Annotated in this window: 15 protein-coding genes; 4 read left to right on the forward strand and 11 right to left on the reverse strand. The window is 47.2% G+C overall.

The features are described 5' to 3' along the window. Window positions 1–20: 20 nt before the first annotated feature. Genes Tanf_RS07635 through Tanf_RS07650 form a run of 4 tightly spaced genes read right to left on the reverse strand, consistent with a single transcriptional unit; the run spans window position 21 to window position 2751 of the window. The gene (locus Tanf_RS07635) at window positions 21–857 is read right to left on the reverse strand and encodes an energy transducer TonB family protein (RefSeq protein WP_014226219.1); all 837 of its coding nucleotides are present in this window, start codon (window positions 855–857) and stop codon (window positions 21–23) included. After that, window positions 854–1273 carry an ExbD/TolR family protein gene (locus tag Tanf_RS07640; RefSeq protein ID WP_014226220.1) on the reverse strand — a complete coding sequence of 140 codons (420 nt, stop codon included), beginning with the start codon at window positions 1271–1273 and terminating at the stop codon, window positions 854–856. The genes Tanf_RS07635 and Tanf_RS07640 overlap by 4 nt, the downstream gene beginning before the upstream one ends. Window positions 1274–1278: 5 nt before the next feature. Then, on the reverse strand, window positions 1279–1992 hold the full coding sequence (locus Tanf_RS07645) for a MotA/TolQ/ExbB proton channel family protein (RefSeq protein ID WP_014226221.1): 714 nt from the start codon (window positions 1990–1992) through the stop codon (window positions 1279–1281). A gap of 39 nt (window positions 1993–2031) precedes the next feature. After that, window positions 2032–2751, reverse strand: a complete 720-nt coding sequence (locus Tanf_RS07650; protein WP_046825457.1) for a pyridoxine 5'-phosphate synthase — start codon at window positions 2749–2751, stop codon at window positions 2032–2034. Between the two features lie 112 nt (window positions 2752–2863). On the opposite strand from Tanf_RS07650, the gene Tanf_RS07655 reads away from it, so the two are divergent. The 4 genes from Tanf_RS07655 (at window position 2864) to Tanf_RS07670 (ending at window position 8247) form a co-directional block, all read left to right on the forward strand. Further along, a complete protein-coding gene (locus Tanf_RS07655) occupies window positions 2864–3739 on the forward strand; it encodes an NAD kinase (RefSeq protein ID WP_046825458.1) in 876 nt (291 codons plus the stop codon). Window positions 3740–4033: 294 nt separating this feature from the next. Next, window positions 4034–7066, forward strand: a complete 3033-nt coding sequence (gene secDF, locus Tanf_RS07660; RefSeq protein ID WP_046825459.1) for a protein translocase subunit SecDF — start codon at window positions 4034–4036, stop codon at window positions 7064–7066. A gap of 536 nt (window positions 7067–7602) precedes the next feature. Beyond that, complete coding sequence (locus Tanf_RS07665; protein ID WP_046825460.1) at window positions 7603–7836, forward strand: hypothetical protein; 234 nt, start codon at window positions 7603–7605, stop codon at window positions 7834–7836. 63 nt (window positions 7837–7899) lie between these two features. After that, window positions 7900–8247: a hypothetical protein gene (locus Tanf_RS07670; protein ID WP_046825461.1), complete on the forward strand. Its 348-nt coding sequence runs from the start codon at window positions 7900–7902 to the stop codon at window positions 8245–8247. A gap of 377 nt (window positions 8248–8624) precedes the next feature. On the opposite strand, the gene nifJ is transcribed toward Tanf_RS07670, so the two are convergent. From nifJ to Tanf_RS07705, 7 genes are all read right to left on the reverse strand, one after another. Beyond that, complete coding sequence (gene nifJ, locus Tanf_RS07675; RefSeq protein WP_046825462.1) at window positions 8625–12167, reverse strand: pyruvate:ferredoxin (flavodoxin) oxidoreductase; 3543 nt, start codon at window positions 12165–12167, stop codon at window positions 8625–8627. A 39-nt stretch (window positions 12168–12206) separates the two neighbouring features. After that, entirely contained in the window at window positions 12207–13385 is a 1179-nt protein-coding gene (locus Tanf_RS07680; protein ID WP_046825463.1) for an ATP-binding protein, read from the reverse strand. A gap of 165 nt (window positions 13386–13550) precedes the next feature. After that, entirely contained in the window at window positions 13551–14054 is a 504-nt protein-coding gene (locus tag Tanf_RS13835) for a hypothetical protein (protein ID WP_052449048.1), read from the reverse strand. Window positions 14055–14137: 83 nt separating this feature from the next. Further along, a complete protein-coding gene (locus Tanf_RS07690) occupies window positions 14138–15157 on the reverse strand; it encodes a branched-chain amino acid aminotransferase (protein WP_014226231.1) in 1020 nt (339 codons plus the stop codon). A 309-nt stretch (window positions 15158–15466) separates the two neighbouring features. Next, window positions 15467–16930, reverse strand: a complete 1464-nt coding sequence (locus Tanf_RS07695) for a flotillin family protein (protein ID WP_046825464.1) — start codon at window positions 16928–16930, stop codon at window positions 15467–15469. A gap of 51 nt (window positions 16931–16981) precedes the next feature. Next, entirely contained in the window at window positions 16982–17329 is a 348-nt protein-coding gene (locus Tanf_RS07700) for a VOC family protein (RefSeq protein ID WP_046825465.1), read from the reverse strand. Between the two features lie 32 nt (window positions 17330–17361). Continuing rightward, window positions 17362–17943 carry a hypothetical protein gene (locus Tanf_RS07705; RefSeq protein ID WP_014226234.1) on the reverse strand — a complete coding sequence of 194 codons (582 nt, stop codon included), beginning with the start codon at window positions 17941–17943 and terminating at the stop codon, window positions 17362–17364. Between the last annotated feature and the right edge of the window lie 7 nt (window positions 17944–17950).

Genomic DNA, 17950 nt, shown 5'->3' on the forward strand with positions numbered 1-17950 from the left:
GAATGGTTATTACATGCGTTTTATCTTAATGAGTAGCGATACGTGATCGTTCCGCTCTGATTATTCGTGCCCTGAATACTGTTAAACTTCGCTTTCCGAGCAGCTTCGAGCGCACTTTTTCGCATCGTGGCATGGTCGATGTTCGTTCCTTTACCGATCTCGGCCATGATGACGTTGCCTCGCGGGTCGACGGTGATATTGATCACGATCCGCCCCTCTTCCTGAATGGTGTAAGCCGGTTTGGGCAAGCCTCCCGCACCGATCGAACGACCGTTCAAGTTGAATGAACCGATACCGCCCACTCCTTCGTTTGCTCCGCTGTCGGAGTTGCCGAACGGGCTACCCTGATTGCCGCTGCCACTGGCCGCATCCCCCTGATTATTGTTCTCGCTACCTCCGGTTGAACCGAAAGCACCGGCTACGCGGTCACGGATAGCCTGCTCCTTACGCCGCTGCTCATCCGTCTGTTTCTTACGCTCCGCTTCCACCTTACGCTGCTCTGTTTCCTTTCTACGAGCCTCTTCCTGTTCTTTCTTCTCCTTCTTTTTCCGTTCCTCTTCGTTCTTCTTATTTGTGAGTGAAACAGATTCTTCCAGGTCCTGTGTGATCATTTCTTCGCGTGGAGTGGGATGGGCAGGCTGTGGCGGAGGAGCAGCCGTCATATCGGATGAAGCCGGCTCACCACGCGGCTCAAACTGTCCGGCTGCAAGATTGACATTGCCGAAATTCACCATGATACCGCTGTCTTCCTCCGGAACGATTGTTTTAAGTACCGTAAAATAGAGGACGAGTAAAATCGACAGATGAAAAATAATCGAGCCGATCAGCGCTATGATATCATTCTTTTCAAACTTCATGGCTTGTGAGACGGTGGACGAGTAGCCAATACCACCTTGAATTTATTTTCGTTTGCGATATTCAATACTTTCACGATTTCTTTATATGGCACGGTTTCATCGGCATATAATGCAACGAACATCTCCGGCTCCTGAACGTACTGCTCCTGAAGGAAAGGAGTAATCTCGTCGAATGTCACCATCCGTTCGCGTTGCTTCCCGGCCGCAACATAATAATTTCCGGCCGCATCGATCGTAACTCGTGTAAGCGGTTTCGCTGCCGTTTGCTTCTGAGCTTGAGGCAAGGTCAGTTTGATCGCATTCGGCACGACCACGGTCGACGTGACCATAAAAAAGATCAGCAAGAGAAAGATGACGTCTGTCATCGAAGCCATGCTGAATGCTGCATTGATTTTGGTTCTTCGTTTCAACGCCATGATGTTCAGTTAGCCGGTTCGTTCAGTATGTCCATAAATTCCATCGTATTGGCCTCTAATCGATTGACAACATTGTCGACACGCGCGACCAAGTAATTGTACGCGAAAAGAGCAATGATGCCTACTACCAGACCGCCGACGGTTGTCACCAAAGCTTCGTAGATACCTCCCGACAGTAAGGATACATCCACATTCGTTCCGGCATTAGCCATATCGTAAAAAGCACGTACCATTCCGGTCACCGTGCCCAGAAAGCCGATCATCGGAGCGCCGGCTGCTGTAGTGGCAAGTACCGGAAAGCCTTTCTCCAGTTTTGCAATTTCAATATTGCCCGCATTCTCGATTGCCGCCAACACATCGTTCGTGGGACGTCCCAAACGGATAATTCCCTTTTCAATCATGCGGGCTGCCGGTGTTTTCGTCGTACGACAGAGATTAAGAGCAGAATCGACTTTCCCTTCATACACATAATCCCGGATTCGGTTCATAAACGTTTCGTCGCTCTTGGCGGCCTGACGAATCACCAAAATCCGTTGAATAAAAAAGTAAATAGCGACTAAAGAAAGGATGAGGAGAACCCCCATCACCCATCCGCCTTTCAGTGCCAGGTCGATAATGTTCAGTTGCGCCTCCGTCGGGACGGTTTCCGGAGTCAGGTTCATCGGAGTTGCATTGGCCGGATTCGGCGTCACTTGTGCTAATGCTGCTAAAATGTTCATACGTTTTTCTGTTTTATATTTTTTTGTTCTTGTTTTTTTCTATCTCTGTATCAAGCAGTTTTTATAGAGCCTGATTGTTTCTTTCAAGCCGTAATAAAGAGCATCGCAGATCAGAGCGTGACCGATCGACACTTCTTCGAGCCATGGAACACGCGAGGCGAAGAAGGAAAGATTTTGCAGATTCAGATCATGACCGGCATTGATGCCGAGACCAAGTTCATGCGCACACGTAGCGGCTTCGACAAATGGGGCTACGGCAGTGTCTCTATCTATGGCATATTGCTGTGCATACGGTTCGGTATACAGTTCGATACGGTCGGTACCTGTCCGGGCAGCCCATTCCAAATTAGTCAAATCCGTTTCGACAAAAATAGACATACGGATCTGATGGCGCTTAAACAAATCTGCCAATCCGCTCAACAACTCGAAATGCTCCTGCACCTTCCATCCCGCGTTCGACGTGAGCACATCGGGGGCATCAGGAACTAATGTAACTTGTGTCGGCTTCACATCTAATACCAGATCGATAAATGATTGACTCGGATAGCCTTCGATATTCAACTCGGTACGAATATTCGGCTTGATGGCATAGACGTCGCTGTAACGGATGTGCCTTCTGTCAGGACGGGGATGCACGGTGATACCCTGTGCTCCGAACGATTCACAATCTTTGGCAATCTGTTCTATGTCAGGAGTATTCCCGCCTCGTGCATTACGGAGGGTAGCCGCCTTATTGATGTTCACACTTAATTTTACCATGCAAGATCAGTCTTATTCCGTTCATATATTCTATATTTGTCGAGAAATATACATGCAAATGTAGGATGAATTGAGAAATTATTAAAGAAATTCGGTGCAAAAGATTTATAAAATGAAAGTTGGATTATTCGGCAGTGGGTATCACACGGATAAATTACCGTTGATTCGCAGATTGTTCAAAAAATTAGCCGCATTGAAGGCGGAAGTCTATGTGTCGCACAATTTCTATACCTTTCTGGCCGAGTTTCCGGAAGTATGCCCGATGATTGACGGCATACTTCAAGTGCCTCCGTTCGATCTGGATATCGCATTAAGTGTCGGAGGAGACGGGACATTTCTCCGCACGGCAGAACAGATCAACAGACAGAACATTCCGATTTTAGGGATCAATACGGGACGATTGGGATTCCTGGCCGATATCGGAGCAGAGCAGATTGAAGAAACACTTGACGAACTTTATCATAAACATTATCATATAGAAGAGCGAATGTTGCTCCGGCTGGATATGGACAAACATTCGTTTGAAGGGTATAACTGTGCCTTGAACGAGGTCGCGATCCTCAAGCGTGAGACATCGTCCATGATCACGATTCATACAAGTTTGAACGATGAATACCTGACATCGTACCAGGCCGACGGGTTAGTCATTGCCACCCCCACCGGCTCTACGGCTTATTCGATGAGTGTCAACGGGCCCATCATTTTGCCACAAAGCGATAACATTGTATTAAGTCCGGTGGCGCCGCACAGCTTGAATGTACGCCCTCTCGTGGTGCCCGGATCGTATAAAATTTCGTTAAATATCGAAAGTCGTACCCACTCCTTTCTAATCTCCCTGGACGGACGTTCGCAAAGCTGCCCGACAGATGTAAGACTTTCCGTTTCTAAAGCGGATTTTTCAACACTTATTATCAATCGGTATAACCAGACTTTCTATCAAACTTTACGTGATAAATTGATGTGGGGAGCTGACAAAAGAGTTAAATAAACATAACGCAGTGCATTTTTCTGCCGAAGAATTATGTTGGATAGCATAAAACGCCTTATCTTTGCATCGTGTTTTTCATGGTATTAGATTTAAGGTTAACAATGAAGATTGTGGTTGTCGTGAGACAACCATTTCTTTTTTATAGAAGTTCCTAAATTTCACCTCCCTTTTCCCTCTATCTAACTAAAACAAGAATTAATTCCGTTTTTGTCATTAACTAATGAAAAAACGCTATATTTGCACCCTAAAAAAAAGAGGAATAAGAACAAATAACATATAAATCAAGAAATTCAAATGCAAAACAAAGGATTTGTGAGAGTTTTTGCGATATTGCTTACTCTGGTTTGCCTCTATTATCTTTCTTTCTCGTTTGTGACGAGAAAATATTATAAAGAGGCGGCAGAGTATGCAAACGGAAGCTCGTCGAAGGAGAGTTTTTATTTAGACTCGTTAGCCAACAAAAAAGTGTGGTTTGGCGCTTATACGTTGAAGCAGTGCCGGGAAATGGAAGTGACCTTAGGGCTTGACCTGAAAGGGGGAATGAACGTTGTATTGGAGCTCAACGTGCCGGATGTAATCCGTTCGTTAGCCAACAACAGTCAGGATGTCAACTTCAACAAGGCATTGGAATCGGCTTATGCCCGTCAGGCAACCAGCCAGAGAAACTTTGTTGATCTGTTCGCCGAAGAGTATAAGAAGCTGGACCCGGGTGCACATCTGTCAGCCCTTTTCAGCACGTTTGAACTGAAAGAAAAAATTAATCCGCAAAGCTCTGATGATCAAGTTGTTTCCGTACTCAAAGAAGAGCTGCAAAGCGCCATCGACAACTCCTTTAATGTATTACGTACGCGTATAGACCGCTTTGGAGTTGTTTCGCCCAATATCCAGCGTCTGGAAACTGCCGGACGTATCTTGGTCGAATTGCCGGGTGTGAAAGAGCCTGCACGTGTGCGTAAACTCTTGCAGGGAAGTGCCAATCTCGAGTTTTGGGAAACGTATAACCTGACCGAGATCAACCAGCAGCTGATGGCAGCCGATCAAGTGTTGGCACGTGTCCTGACGCCCGTATCGGCTGAGGCTGATACGACAGCAGCTTCCGTGCCGACTTCCGAATCGGCGGTACAAACCGACACGATGGCCTCACAAGCCACCGACTCGCTGATCGCACAGTTGGGAGGTGAGGAGCAACAAACTCCCGAAGCCAACATGTCGTTGGAAGAATACGCCAAACAACACCCGTTGTTTGCTTTGTTGCAACTGAACGTAGACCCAACCGGACGTTACCTGATTCCGGGACCGGTGGCAGGCTATGCGAGAAAAACAGATATGGAAAAGATTTCCGAATATCTGAATATGCCGCAAGTGAAAGCCGTGCTCCCGAATAACATTATCTTCCGTTGGGGTGTAAAAGCAATGGATGAGAACGATCAGTTTTATCAGTTGTATGCACTGAAAGTGACGAACCGCGACGGCACACCGGCCATGAGTGGCGATGTCGTGACGAATGCGGTGGCCGACTTTGCACAGCAGCAGATCGGACGTTCGCAGTATCAGGTGAGCATGACGATGAATGCCGAAGGAGCACGTGAATGGGCACGTCTGACGAAAGAAAACATCAAGCGAAGCATCGCAATCGTGCTGGACGGCATGGTTTATTCGGCTCCGACCGTTCAGACAGAAATTACCGGCGGACAGTCGCAGATTACGGGAGACTTTACGCAGGATGAAGGAAAAGACTTGGCCAACGTATTGAAATCCGGAAAGATGGCCGCTTCGGTAAATATCGTACAGGAAGATATCGTAGGACCGTCACTCGGTCATGAAGCGATTCAGGCGGGAGTTATCTCATTCGTTCTGGCTCTGATCATTTTGATGATCTACATGTGTGCCATCTACGGCCTTGTACCGGGTATGATCGCCAACGGCGCATTGGTGCTGAATATTTTCTTTACCATGGGTATTCTCGCATCGTTCCAAGCCGTACTGACGCTGCCGGGTATTGCCGGTATGGTGCTCACGTTGGGTATGGCCGTCGATGCAAACGTATTGATCTATGAACGTACAAAAGAAGAACTGCGTAACGGTAAACAATTGGCCAAGGCGATTGCCGACGGTTACTCGAACGCTTTCTCGGCAATTTTCGACGCTAACCTGACAACGGTCATCACAGGCATCGTATTATTCGTCTTCGGAACAGGTCCCATCCGCGGATTTGCCACGACCTTGATTATCGGCTTGATCGCTTCGTTCTTAACGGCCGTCTTCCTGACACGTCTCGTATACGAAGCATTACTGGCAAAAGACAAGATCAAGCATCTGACATTCACAACTCCGGTATCGAAAAATATTCTGACTGACCCGAAAGTAAACTTCCTCGGCAAACGGAAAATCGGATATCTGATCCCGCTAATTATCATTGTTCTCGGTACGGTATCGATGTTTACCGTAGGGTTGAATAACGGCATCGACTTTACAGGAGGACGGAATTATGTGATCCGTTTCGATAAGGACGTACGCACGGACGAAATCCGTTCAGCACTGGAGCCGCAGTTGCAGGGTGGATCGGTAGGGGTAATTACAATCGGCTCCCAGAATCAGGTACGCGTATCTACGAACTATCGTATTGCAGACAATGCGCAGGATGTAGACGATGATATTACCGGAAAGCTGTATGCCGGTCTCCAATCCTTCTTGCCGGAGGGTACCACATTCGAACAGTTTACCTCCGACCATATTCAAAGTTCGCAAAAGGTAGGACCAAGTATGGCCGATGACATCAAAAACAGCGCATTCATGGCTGTGATTTTCGCCATGTTCTGTATGGCTTTGTATATCCTCGTTCGTTTCCGCGACGTCGCTTTCTCGATCGGCGTATTCGTGTCTGTTGCAGTAACGACTTTGTGCATCATCGCATTCTATACGCTGCTATGGAAGATTATGCCGTTTTCCATGGAGGTCGATCAGACATTTATTGCCGCTATCCTGACGGTAATCGGCTACTCGATCAACGATACCGTGGTTGTCTTCGACCGTATCCGCGAGACGATTCAGAACTATCCGAAACGGGATCGCTATCAGGTAATCAACGACTCCTTGAACTCTACGCTTGCACGTACCTTCAGTACGTCAATCTCCACGTTTATCGTTGTATTTATTATTTTCCTGTTGGGAGGGTCTACGATTCAAAGCTTTACGTTCGCGATCCTGTTAGGCGTGATCGTCGGCACGTATTCCACGCTGTTTGTGGCAACCCCGATTGCTTACGAAATTCAGAAACGTAAATTCAAAACGGCAGAGCATGCTTCGGCAGTAGCTGCTACGGCGTAATTTCGTATTACATAAATTGAAAAGAGGCAGTTTTTCATCAACGCGATGAAGCTGCCTTTTCTTTTGTATCCCCCGATTATTCTCCCTTGTGAATTCATTTCAATGTTATTGGGTGGATGGGAACCCTAATTTTATCGCCACTCTTATTGCCATTCAAAAAGGGGCTTGGAAACAAAAATGGACTATTCAGAAAGCGCATATACTGACCTCGAAGATGGCTTTTCAGGCTTTCCAATCATTTATCGTATACTAATAATTAAATACAATGCGTACCCTCGTCCCTTCATTTTAAATAATACCCCCTATTTTTAGGGATCGACCGAGAAAAAATTCCTTTTATATTCACCAAAAATATAAAAATTCCTCACATAAAAAAAAGAATTAAACTAAAAATCTCAACCCTACATAAGAAAAACAAGAAATTCACAAACCTCGAAAAAGAATAAATACCTATTTTTAGGGATTAACAGAGACAAAAATACTTTCTACCTTTGTGGCCGTTATTATAATATCAAAATTAAAAAAAAACATTTCTAATGAAAAGAACATTTCTTTATGTCGGATGTATTGCAGGAGCTGTCTTGCTTCTACTGGGTTCCTGTTCCGACAACATGTTCGAAGATGTCAATACGTCTCCGAAAGGAAAAGCGGAAGCTATAAAGTTGAGAAGTATGGCCAATGAAGACGAGAAAGAAAAATATCTCATTCAATTTGCTGAAGTATTGTCAAAAGCTACCTATGCAAGGAAAGATGTCCGTGAGTTCCAGTAGCAGTCGTTCATACATATAACACAGGATATGTTAAATTTGCTTTGGCAGTAGAATAATAGAAAAATGAAGACCAAAAGCCTTTTTATCTTATTAGCCGTTATTGTGAGTGGATTGTTTTTCTCATGCTCCAAAAAAGAGAAGGATTACAAGGTAACCATTAAAGTATTCAGTGATAACCCTTGTGTCCCGGTCAGATTAGAGGGTTACGAGACTCACTATTCGACCATCATGAGGTTCAGATGGGATAAAGAATTTATTGTACCCCCTGAAAGCTATCTCGAGATGAAAGCTGAATGTGTAGAGGACAAAGACAAGAACGACACATTGCTGAGAATCGAATTCTGGGTAGATGGAGAATTACGCAAACAAAAAGAATGGCACGGCTATGTTCATTTAAAAATGAAATTATAAGCGTCAAAAACACCGCTGTCCATCCTTTCTATGAGGAGGATGGCGGTGTGTTTTGATGATAATATACGCATAATGCTTAAACAAGCATACGGAACACGATACCCATGGATTAATTGTCAGAAAGATATGTGGGAAACCGAGTATACGGTAAAACATCCAAAAAGGTTTGGTTAAGTGCTCGTTGTGATAAAAATAAGATTGTATTGCCGTATGTTGAGATTTGGATAAACAAGAAAATACGCGACAAAACCGAAAGGTACGGCTTTGCAACCGTAGAAGTAGAATTAAGCCGGATATAAAAAAAACAAGAAGGATGTGCCCGAACGTTTTCGTTTTACGGACACATCCTCTTTTTCTATCGTTCAGTACCGAATCCCTTACTTGCTCCAGTCATCGGCAGCCATACGTTGATAGCTGCGATAACGCCATTTGGCATTTTCCTCGGCTGCGGCAAACAACTCGGCTGCTTCTTTCGGATACTGTTTAGCTACGGACGAGAAACGCACCTCCCCTTTCAGGAAGTCCTGGAAATCTTCCCATTTCGGCTCTTTACTGTCGAACTGGAACGGATTCTTACCTTCTTCCTCCAGTTGCGGGTTGTAGCGCCACAAGTGCCAGTAACCGCAAGCAACGGCTCTTTCTTCTTCTTTCTGGCTCTTTCCCATCCCTGCACGAAGGCCGTGGCTGATACACGGAGCATAGGCAATGATCAAGGACGGACCGGGATAAGCCTCAGCTTCACGAATCGCCTTCAGGGTCTGTGCCTGATCGGCACCCATGGCAATCTGAGCCACATAAACAAAACCGTATGTCGTAGCCATCAGACCGAGGTCTTTCTTGCGCACACGTTTTCCGGAGGCGGCAAATTTGGCAATGGCCCCTACCGGCGTAGCTTTCGAGGACTGACCGCCTGTGTTGGAATATACTTCCGTATCGAGCACGAGGATATTCACATCCTTTCCCGAAGCGATCACGTGGTCGAGACCGCCGTAACCGATGTCGTACGAGGCACCATCGCCGCCGATAATCCACTGGCTGCGTTTGATCAGGTAATTGGACAATCCCTGCAGTTCCTTGCATATGGGACAGCCGGCTTCAGCTCCTCCGTTGATCACAGCTTCTAACTGCGGAGCTAATTCCTTTGTCTTGTCGGCATCGTGCATGCAATCGATCCATTCCTGCATCAGCACCTTGGCATCGACAGGCGTATGATCGCCTGCTATCGCCTGAGTGAATAGGCGAACAATACGTGCACGCATCTTCTCGTTAGCCAGTTCCATGCCCAAGCCAAACTCGCAGAAGTCCTCAAACAATGAGTTAGCCCATGCAGGACCATGCCCCTGTTCGTTCTTCGTATAAGGAGTAGAAGGCACTGAGCCGGAATAGATGGAAGAACATCCCGTGGCATTGGCCACCATCTCACGATCCCCGAAGAGTTGCGTGATCAGCTTCACATACGGTGTCTCACCGCAGCCGGAGCAAGCGCCGGAGAACTCGAACAACGGAGTAGCGAACTGCGAGTTCTTTACATTCGCCTTAATATCCACCAAATGTTGTTTGCTTTTTACGTTATCCGCACAATACCTCCAATTATCGGCCTGAGGTAACTGACTTTCGAGCGGTTGCATAGTCAATGCCTTTTCCCCTTTCTTACCCGGACATACATCGGCACAGTTTCCGCAACCCAGACAGTCGAGCACATCGACTTGTATACGAAATGTCATTCCATCGAACATTTTACCGACAGCCTTCAACTGTTCGAATTTGGCTTCTTTCCGCTCCTGTTCATCAAGCACGAACGGGCGTATCGAGGCATGCGGACAAACATACGCACACTTATTACACTGGATACAGTTCTCCGCATTCCATTCGGGCACGAAAGCGGCCACACCGCGCTTTTCATAATACGCCGTACCTTGATCCCACGTTCCGTCCTCCCGTCCTTTGAAGACCGATACGGGCAGTAAATCACCATCCTGCGCATTGATGGGGCGAACCACTTCGTTGATAAATGCCGGGTCGTTGTTTCCCATTTTTTCATCATCAGGAAGATTAGCCCACGCCGGGTCGACGGTCAGCTGCTTGTATTCGCCACCACGATCGACAGCTGCATAATTCTTGTTCACCACGTCTTCGCCCTTCTTGCCGTAAGACTTCACGATGAACTTCTTCATTTGCTCTACAGCCAACTCTACCGGAATGACACTCGTGATGCGGAAGAAAGCTGACTGAAGGATGGTATTGGTGCGGTTGCCCAACCCGATTTCCTGTGCAATCTGTGTAGCATTGATGTAGTAAACGGTGATATTGTTTTGGGCGAAATACTTCTTCACCTTATTGGAAAGGTTCTTTGCCAGCTCCTCGCCTTCCCAAATAGTGTTCAGCAGGAACGAGCCGTTCTTGCGCAAACCGCGTGTCACATCGTACATGTGCAGGTAGGCCTGAACGTGGCAAGCCACGAAGTTGGGGGTATTCACCAGATATGTCGAACGAATGGGATGATCGCCAAAACGCAAGTGCGAGCAGGTAAATCCTCCCGATTTTTTCGAGTCGTACGAGAAATATGCCTGACAATATTTACCGGTATTATCACCGATAATTTTGATCGAGTTTTTGTTGGCGCCAACCGTTCCGTCGGCTCCCAACCCGTAAAATTTAGCTTCGAACATTCCGTCTCCACCCAACGCTATCTCCTCTTTCTGAGGAAGCGATGTAAACGTCACATCATCTACGATACCGATGGTGAAGCGATTCTTCGGCATCGGTAATGCCAGATTTTCGTATACGGCCAGAATCTGTGCTGGAGTCGTATCTTTCGAACTTAATCCGTAACGTCCTCCCACAATCACCGGAGCATCTTCCTGCCCGTAGAAACAATCCTTCACATCGAGATACAAAGGTTCACCATTCGCTCCCGGCTCTTTCGTACGGTCGAGCACAGCAATGCGCTTGGCCGTCTTAGGCATGGCAGCCAGAAAATGCCTGGCCGAGAACGGACGATACAAATGTACGGATACCAGACCTACTTTTTCACCGTTAGCCATCAGATAGTCGATCGCTTCGCGTGCAGCTTCTGTCACCGATCCCATAGCGATGATGACGCGGTCGGCGTCTTCAGCGCCATAATAATTGAACAATCCATAATGACGTCCGGTAATCTTATTGATCTCGTTCATGTATTCCTCGACAATCGCCGGCACAGCATCATAAAACGCATTAGACGACTCACGATGTTGGAAGAAATGGTCGGGGTTTTCGGCCATACCGCGTGCCACCGGTTTCATCGGGTTCAATGCACGGGCGCGGAAATTGGCCAGCGCCTGTCGATCGATCAGCGGAGCCAGATCTTGCCCTTCAAGCATTTCGATCTTCTGAATTTCGTGCGACGTACGGAAACCGTCGAAGAAGTTGACGAAAGGAACACGCGACTTAATCGCCGCAAGATGGGCTACACCGGCCAAGTCCATCACTTCCTGTACGGAACCCTCGGCCAGCATGGCAAACCCCGTCTGACGGGCAGCCATCACGTCCTGATGGTCTCCGAAAATAGAAAGTGCATGAGAAGCGATGGTACGCGCCGATACATGAAATACGCAAGGCAATAATTCACCCGCAATCTTATACATATTCGGTATCATCAACAACAGACCTTGCGAAGCCGTATAAGTGGTTGTCAAGGCGCCGGCCTGTAACGAACCGTGCACCGCACCGGCAGCACCGCCTTCCGATTGCATCTCCTGCACCAGGACCGGTTCGCCGAAAATATTCTTTCGTCCCGAGGCCGCCCACTCGTCTACGTATTCTGCCATCGTCGAAGAAGGAGTGATCGGATAAATGGCCGCTACTTCCGAAAACATATAGGAAATATGCGCCGCAGCCTGATTTCCGTCACATGTCAAAAATTTCTTTTCTCTTGTCATAAATTTCTTAAATTAATATACATCTACATTCTATTTCTCTTAATATAAAAATCCGAACAGCCATAAAGGAATCAAGTTCTCTCCTCCTATTTCCATTTTATCCACTGCATAGTACATACCCGGATTAAATTTTCCTCTCGTATCGGGAACAATCTGAAAATGATATTTCCCATTCACTAAAAAACGAGCATTTTGATTGCTCTCATTCATGTTGTTATCTTTAATCAGTTGATTACAAAAGAATGTTTCGTTTACGGCCGGTCCATCGGGTATCTGCTGATTCATCACGTACATCAGATTGGGATTATACATATATGCCCGCACAGGTTTCTTGGGATATTCCTCACCTGGTGCATAAAGCAGATTAATCATCCGCGCATCTTGCAGATATTTAATATAGTTCATCACCGTTGCCCGTGATGTCTCGATCAACTTACTCAACTGGCTTATGTTCGGTGTACAAGGCATATGAAGCGAAAGTAAGTAGAGCAATTTACGTAACTTCGTCAAGTAACGCTGCTCAACCTGTTTAATGTATAAAACGTCGACTTCAAGCGTCATATTCATCGTTTTGAGCAAGTTTTCCGAATAGTTTCGCTTTTCGAGAAAGAACGGATAGAAACCGTGATGCAGATAATCGCGAAAATAAGCACGAGGTTTTATCAATGCACATACCTCACGGGCGATAGCCATGTGATTTTTCATCACCTCGTCGAACGAATAGGCTGGGAAGTCGGTGCCGGCCATCAGATTCAGATATTCGCGAAACGAGAAGCCTCTCAGATAGTATGACGAGACTTTTCCGGCCAAATCGGGATTCTCGTCTTTGAGACGCATGACGGACGAACCGGTAAACACGATCCGCAAATCGGTGAAATGATCGTAACAATATCTCAACTCACGAGACCATTCGGGATATTTGAATACCTGATCGATAAGCAGTACTTTACCACCCTGTGCACGAAACTCGCCGGCAAAGTCAATCAATGTCCGCTCCGTAAAAAAGAAATGATTCAAATTGATATACAGACATTCTTTATTGTCAGAACCAAAAAACTCACGGGCATACAGCAACAGAAACGTTGTTTTCCCGACTCCGCGCGAGCCTTTGATGCCAATTAACCGTTGGTTCCAATCAATTTCATCCATCAGCCCACGCCGAACGGTCGAGCCAAGATGTGCCAACAGATATTGATGTGTTCGGTAAAAAGCCTCCATGCCTTGTTAAAAATCGAAGGCAAAGATACGAAGATATTTGAAATTGCAATGTCGAGTTGGCAAAAAACTGCAAAAACTGCTATTTGTTTCCGGAAGCTCTCACAAAAAAGGTCAGAGATCACATCGCATGATCAAGAGAAGAACTGCCTCCTTTACAATTATATATCAAAAAGATAAGTCATTCTTCATGGAAAGACCAAGAAAAATGACCGTATCGGTAGCCGCATGATGAGTAAACGTATAGGCCGCTCCGTCATTGATTCGTATCGTATATGTTCCGTGTCTCAACGGTATTTCATATTTCAAGTTATACGGGCATAGGCATCGCACACTGTTTTTCGAAACATCTTCTTCCTTCACCCAAAGCTGATCTCCCTTTTGACTGACACGAATCTCCATCTTTGCCGCACAATTATAAACTGCGCTATCGTGAGCGATCTGCAGCCTACCGTCTTCAACGGCTTTCAGGCGAAGCGTTTCATGCAGGCTGGAAGAAGCGTTACCCGCTTCTTCCGATCTGGTATTCGATAAACAACCCGAATTGTATATATTATAGACTTTCAGAGAAGCACCGGCAGCCGTACTTTGCATGTCTTCTTCATTACACCCCCATGCCCAAACCATGGTTGCCAATACTGCTATATACAGAAACATTCTTTTCAATTTCATTGTACTCCGTTTTTTTATTCATTCTATATAATGACGCAAAACAGAGGCCAAATGTTGCATGTTTCTGTTATTTTTAAACTTTTTTATTCAATCACCTTCACCCAGCCGTAATCGTCCGGTTCGTCGCCGTACTGAATAGCACGCAACTTGTGATACAAACGGGTACAAACAGGTCCTACTTTTCCGTCTTTGGCAATGACGTATTGCTTGTCCTCATCCAGGTCATCGATCTGAGAAATCGGAGCGATAACGGCTGCCGTTCCACATTCGGCCGCCTCGTCGAATGTCGCGATTTCTTCAAAAGGTACCGGACGACGTTCTACCGTCATGCCCATTTGCTCGGCAAGCTGCATCAGACTCTTGTTTGTGATTGACGGGAGAATAGATTCGGACGCCGGCGTGATGTATGTATTGCCACGTATGCCGAAGAAGTTGGCCGGGCCGCATTCGTCAATATACTTTTTCTCTTTCGGATCAAGGTAAAGTACGGCCGCATAGCCGCCTTGCCGTGCCTTTTCGCCGGCGCGAAGGCTGGCTGCATAATTTCCGCCGACCTTCACCATTCCCGTACCATGAGGCGCTGCACGGTCGTATCCGCGCATGACACATACCTTCGACGGTTGAAATCCATTCTTAAAGTAAGGACCTACGGGAGTGACAAAGATAAGGAACAAATATTCGACAGCCGGTTTAACACCAACCTGCGCACCGGTTCCGATCAGCAGCGGACGAAGATAGAGTGACGAACCGCTTTCGTGGGGCGGTATAAAACGTTCATTCAGCAATACGACCTTACGGACAGCCTCTTCAAATTTCTCGACAGGCAATTCCGGCATCAGGATGGCTCGGCTCGACGATTGCAGTCGCTTGGCGTTTTCATCCATCCGAAACACACGAATTTTACCGTCTTTGCCACGAAAAGCTTTCAGCCCTTCGAATGCTTCCTGACCATAGTGCAGACACGTAGCTGCCATGTGGATATTAATCATTTCGGACGAAGAAATTTCAATCTCGCCCCATTTGCCATCGCGATAGCAGCATCTTACGTTATAATCCGTCTTCATGTATCCGAACGGAATTTCCGACCAATTGATATTTTCCATTTTGTTAGAGTTTAAAATTTACATAAAAATCAAAATGCAAATGTACATGATAATTTCTCAATTTCCACGCACGATCCACAAAAGTTTTACCATAAACCTGCGTTTCACCGCCCTCTTCCTCGATCGTTTCCTCTCATAAATATAGAAAAAGGCGGTGTGTCATAACGGGCGAACTGCTTCGTTGCTTACGGAATGCGTGCTCGGTTACATACCTTAGTATACTCCCTCGCTCTCATCCTTAATTCCTTGCATTTCACCCATGCATTGCGTTTTGACACACCCTCGCAAAAGATTTTTTCTTCTCACACTTTACCCTTTCGCGGGCGGTTCTTTTCTTTCGGGTACAGGCACGGATTCTGCAGGCTTCAACGGAATCGTCGTCTTATCATCCTGTCCTTTGAGGTAGGACGGAAGGTTCATTCCGGCCATATTAAACAGATCGTTCAACGGGGGAATAGACTTCATCAACCCGGAAATAAAGTTGGCGGTTGAGGTCATCCCTTTTCCGTCAGCATGGTTGCCATCCCATACGGTGATCTTGTCGATCTTGATATTTTTGACAGCTTCCACCTGCGTTTTGACAAGCTCCGGCAATTTGTCGGTGATCAGCATGAGCACCGCCTTATCGGGATCGCTTCCGGCAGCGCGAACAAGACGGTCGTATCCTTCGGCCTGCTTCGTGAGCACTTCGTAGATACCGCGTGCTTCGGCATCCATCTTCGCAAAGATAGCATCGGCCTCACCTCGTGCTTTGCGACGCAGCTTCTCGGCTTCAGCTTCGGCATCGATAATCGCTTTCTCCTTTTCGATCTCGGCGGGCACGACCACGTTGGCCGTCTGCGTCGCCTTCTCGCGCTCGGCACGTGTCATTTCCGCCTCGCGCTCCGACTGATAAGCCTCTTGCAGCGCCTTGGCCGTCTGCACCTTCTCGGCGGCCACGGCCCGACGGGCGGCCTCGGCCTCCTTCTCGCGACGGGTAGCATCGGAGTTGGCGATGGCAATCTTCGCATTGTTCTCCCCCTCCACGGCCAGCGCATTGGCTTCGGACGTACGGATACGCGTGTCGCGGAGGGTTTCTGCAATCCGGATGTCTTTGTCACGATCGGCTTCGGCCTTACCGATTTCACCGAAACGGTTCTGCTCGGCCACGCTCTTCTTGGCTTCGTTGATAGCCTTTGCGGCAGCTTCTTTTCCAAGCGCTTCGATATAGCCCGATTCATCGCGAATATCGGTCACGTTGACGTTGATGAGCTTCAGACCGATCTTCCGCAGTTCGGCCTCGACGTTGGCGCTGACATTGGCTAAGAACTTATCACGGTCGGCATTGATTTCCTCAATATCCATCGTGGCGATGACAAGGCGCAACTGACCGAAAAGAATATCGGTGGCTATATTCTGGATGTTGTGCGTATTTTGCCCTAACAGACGTTCGGCCGCATTGGTCATGCTCTCCGGTTCGGTCGAAATGCCGACCGTAAAACGGCAAGGCACGTCTACACGGATGTTTTGTTTACTCAGCGCATTCGTCAGGTTACACTCGATGGAGATGGGCGTAAGGTCGAGGAAAGCATAATTTTGGAACACGGGCCAGATGAACGCCGCCCCACCGTGGATGCAGCGTGCCGAGCTGACGCCACCCTCTTTGTTGCGACCTGTTTTCCCGTAAACGACTAAGATTTTGTCCGAGGGACAGCGTTTATAACGCGAAAGAATCGAAGCGAACGTCACGAACAGGACGGCTACGATCACTACAATTAAATATAAACTTGGCATAAGCTATTAAATTGAGATTATTGAAATTATTACTGATAACGAAACTGTTTGTCACGTTTTATAATCTGTTATTCCTAACCGGTTACCCGATGGATCCTCAAACTCGACGGCCCAACCTGTTTGGATATGGAAAGGCTCGGAAAGGAATCGGACGCCTCTTTCTTTCATCTTGGCATACTCAACCGCCACATCTTCTACCTCTATCCACAAAGCAGGTTGGGCATCCGGGAATCGTGTGGTATCCCTTAGGATAAGTGCCGGTTCGTCGTCTCCTATACGATAGGCGATCATGCCCATAGAGGAGAAATCAAACTTCACGGCTAAACCCAATACATCGTCATAGAAGTGTTTTGTCGCTTCAAAATCCTTTGCAGGGAAAAAATAATTATCTGTCTTCATAAGGATATAATAAGATGGCGTAAACTCGTAAACTATATTTTCTCTACGAGTACCGTGTGCCCGTTCAGGACGGCGGTCACGCGGATGGGAGCTTCGTTAGGCAGGCGCTCGCCGTCGGTCATGGCGTCATATTCGCGGATGGCACCGCGGACGCTGACTTGCACTTTACCTTCGCCCGTGCGTGCGGCCGGGATGGTCAGGTAGACCGCCCCTTTGCAGCCGACAAGGGCTTCCGGCTCAATGGTGCCCGACTGCTGCATGCCGCTCATCCATTTAAACAGGTACATCACGGCGGCTACGAGCAGCACACCCACCACCACGCCGCCGACGAGTATCAGCGAAGTGTTTTCGGTGGACGCGCGCAGGGCGATGGCCGTCCAGCTGAACCCCAGCAGGAAATTGATCAGATTACGAAACGTGAAAAGTTGGAAGGGGGTCGCCTCACCCGTGCCGTCGGCAGACATATCGCCGTCGAAGTCGCCGTCAAAATTCGTTTCGGAGTCCATCCCCACAAAGGTCATGACACTTTGAATAATAAAGACCACTGAGGCAAAAATAGCGATGCCCCAAAGAGTTTGCATAAATGGATCGAGTGATCCCCACCATGTTTCCATAATCTAT

It is taken from the genome of Tannerella forsythia (genome assembly GCF_001006485.1).
Taxonomy (GTDB): Bacteria; Bacteroidota; Bacteroidia; order Bacteroidales; family Tannerellaceae; genus Tannerella; species Tannerella forsythia.

Excerpts from the sequence above, each read along its gene's own strand:
- Tanf_RS07635 (WP_014226219.1), bottom strand. The coding sequence starts at position 857 with ATGAAGTTTGAAAAGAATGATATCATAGCGCTGATCGGCTCGATTATT.
- Tanf_RS07640 (WP_014226220.1), bottom strand. The coding sequence starts at position 1,273 with ATGGCGTTGAAACGAAGAACCAAAATCAATGCAGCATTCAGCATGGCT.
- Tanf_RS07645 (WP_014226221.1), bottom strand. The coding sequence starts at position 1,992 with ATGAACATTTTAGCAGCATTAGCACAAGTGACGCCGAATCCGGCCAAT.
- Tanf_RS07650 (WP_046825457.1), bottom strand. The coding sequence starts at position 2,751 with ATGGTAAAATTAAGTGTGAACATCAATAAGGCGGCTACCCTCCGTAAT.
- Tanf_RS07655 (WP_046825458.1), top strand. The coding sequence starts at position 2,864 with ATGAAAGTTGGATTATTCGGCAGTGGGTATCACACGGATAAATTACCG.
- secDF (WP_046825459.1), top strand. The coding sequence starts at position 4,034 with ATGCAAAACAAAGGATTTGTGAGAGTTTTTGCGATATTGCTTACTCTG.
- Tanf_RS07665 (WP_046825460.1), top strand. The coding sequence starts at position 7,603 with ATGAAAAGAACATTTCTTTATGTCGGATGTATTGCAGGAGCTGTCTTG.
- Tanf_RS07670 (WP_046825461.1), top strand. The coding sequence starts at position 7,900 with ATGAAGACCAAAAGCCTTTTTATCTTATTAGCCGTTATTGTGAGTGGA.
- nifJ (WP_046825462.1), bottom strand. The coding sequence starts at position 12,167 with ATGACAAGAGAAAAGAAATTTTTGACATGTGACGGAAATCAGGCTGCG.
- Tanf_RS07680 (WP_046825463.1), bottom strand. The coding sequence starts at position 13,385 with ATGGAGGCTTTTTACCGAACACATCAATATCTGTTGGCACATCTTGGC.
- Tanf_RS13835 (WP_052449048.1), bottom strand. The coding sequence starts at position 14,054 with ATGAAATTGAAAAGAATGTTTCTGTATATAGCAGTATTGGCAACCATG.
- Tanf_RS07690 (WP_014226231.1), bottom strand. The coding sequence starts at position 15,157 with ATGGAAAATATCAATTGGTCGGAAATTCCGTTCGGATACATGAAGACG.
- Tanf_RS07695 (WP_046825464.1), bottom strand. The coding sequence starts at position 16,930 with ATGCCAAGTTTATATTTAATTGTAGTGATCGTAGCCGTCCTGTTCGTG.
- Tanf_RS07700 (WP_046825465.1), bottom strand. The coding sequence starts at position 17,329 with ATGAAGACAGATAATTATTTTTTCCCTGCAAAGGATTTTGAAGCGACA.
- Tanf_RS07705 (WP_014226234.1), bottom strand. The coding sequence starts at position 17,943 with ATGGAAACATGGTGGGGATCACTCGATCCATTTATGCAAACTCTTTGG.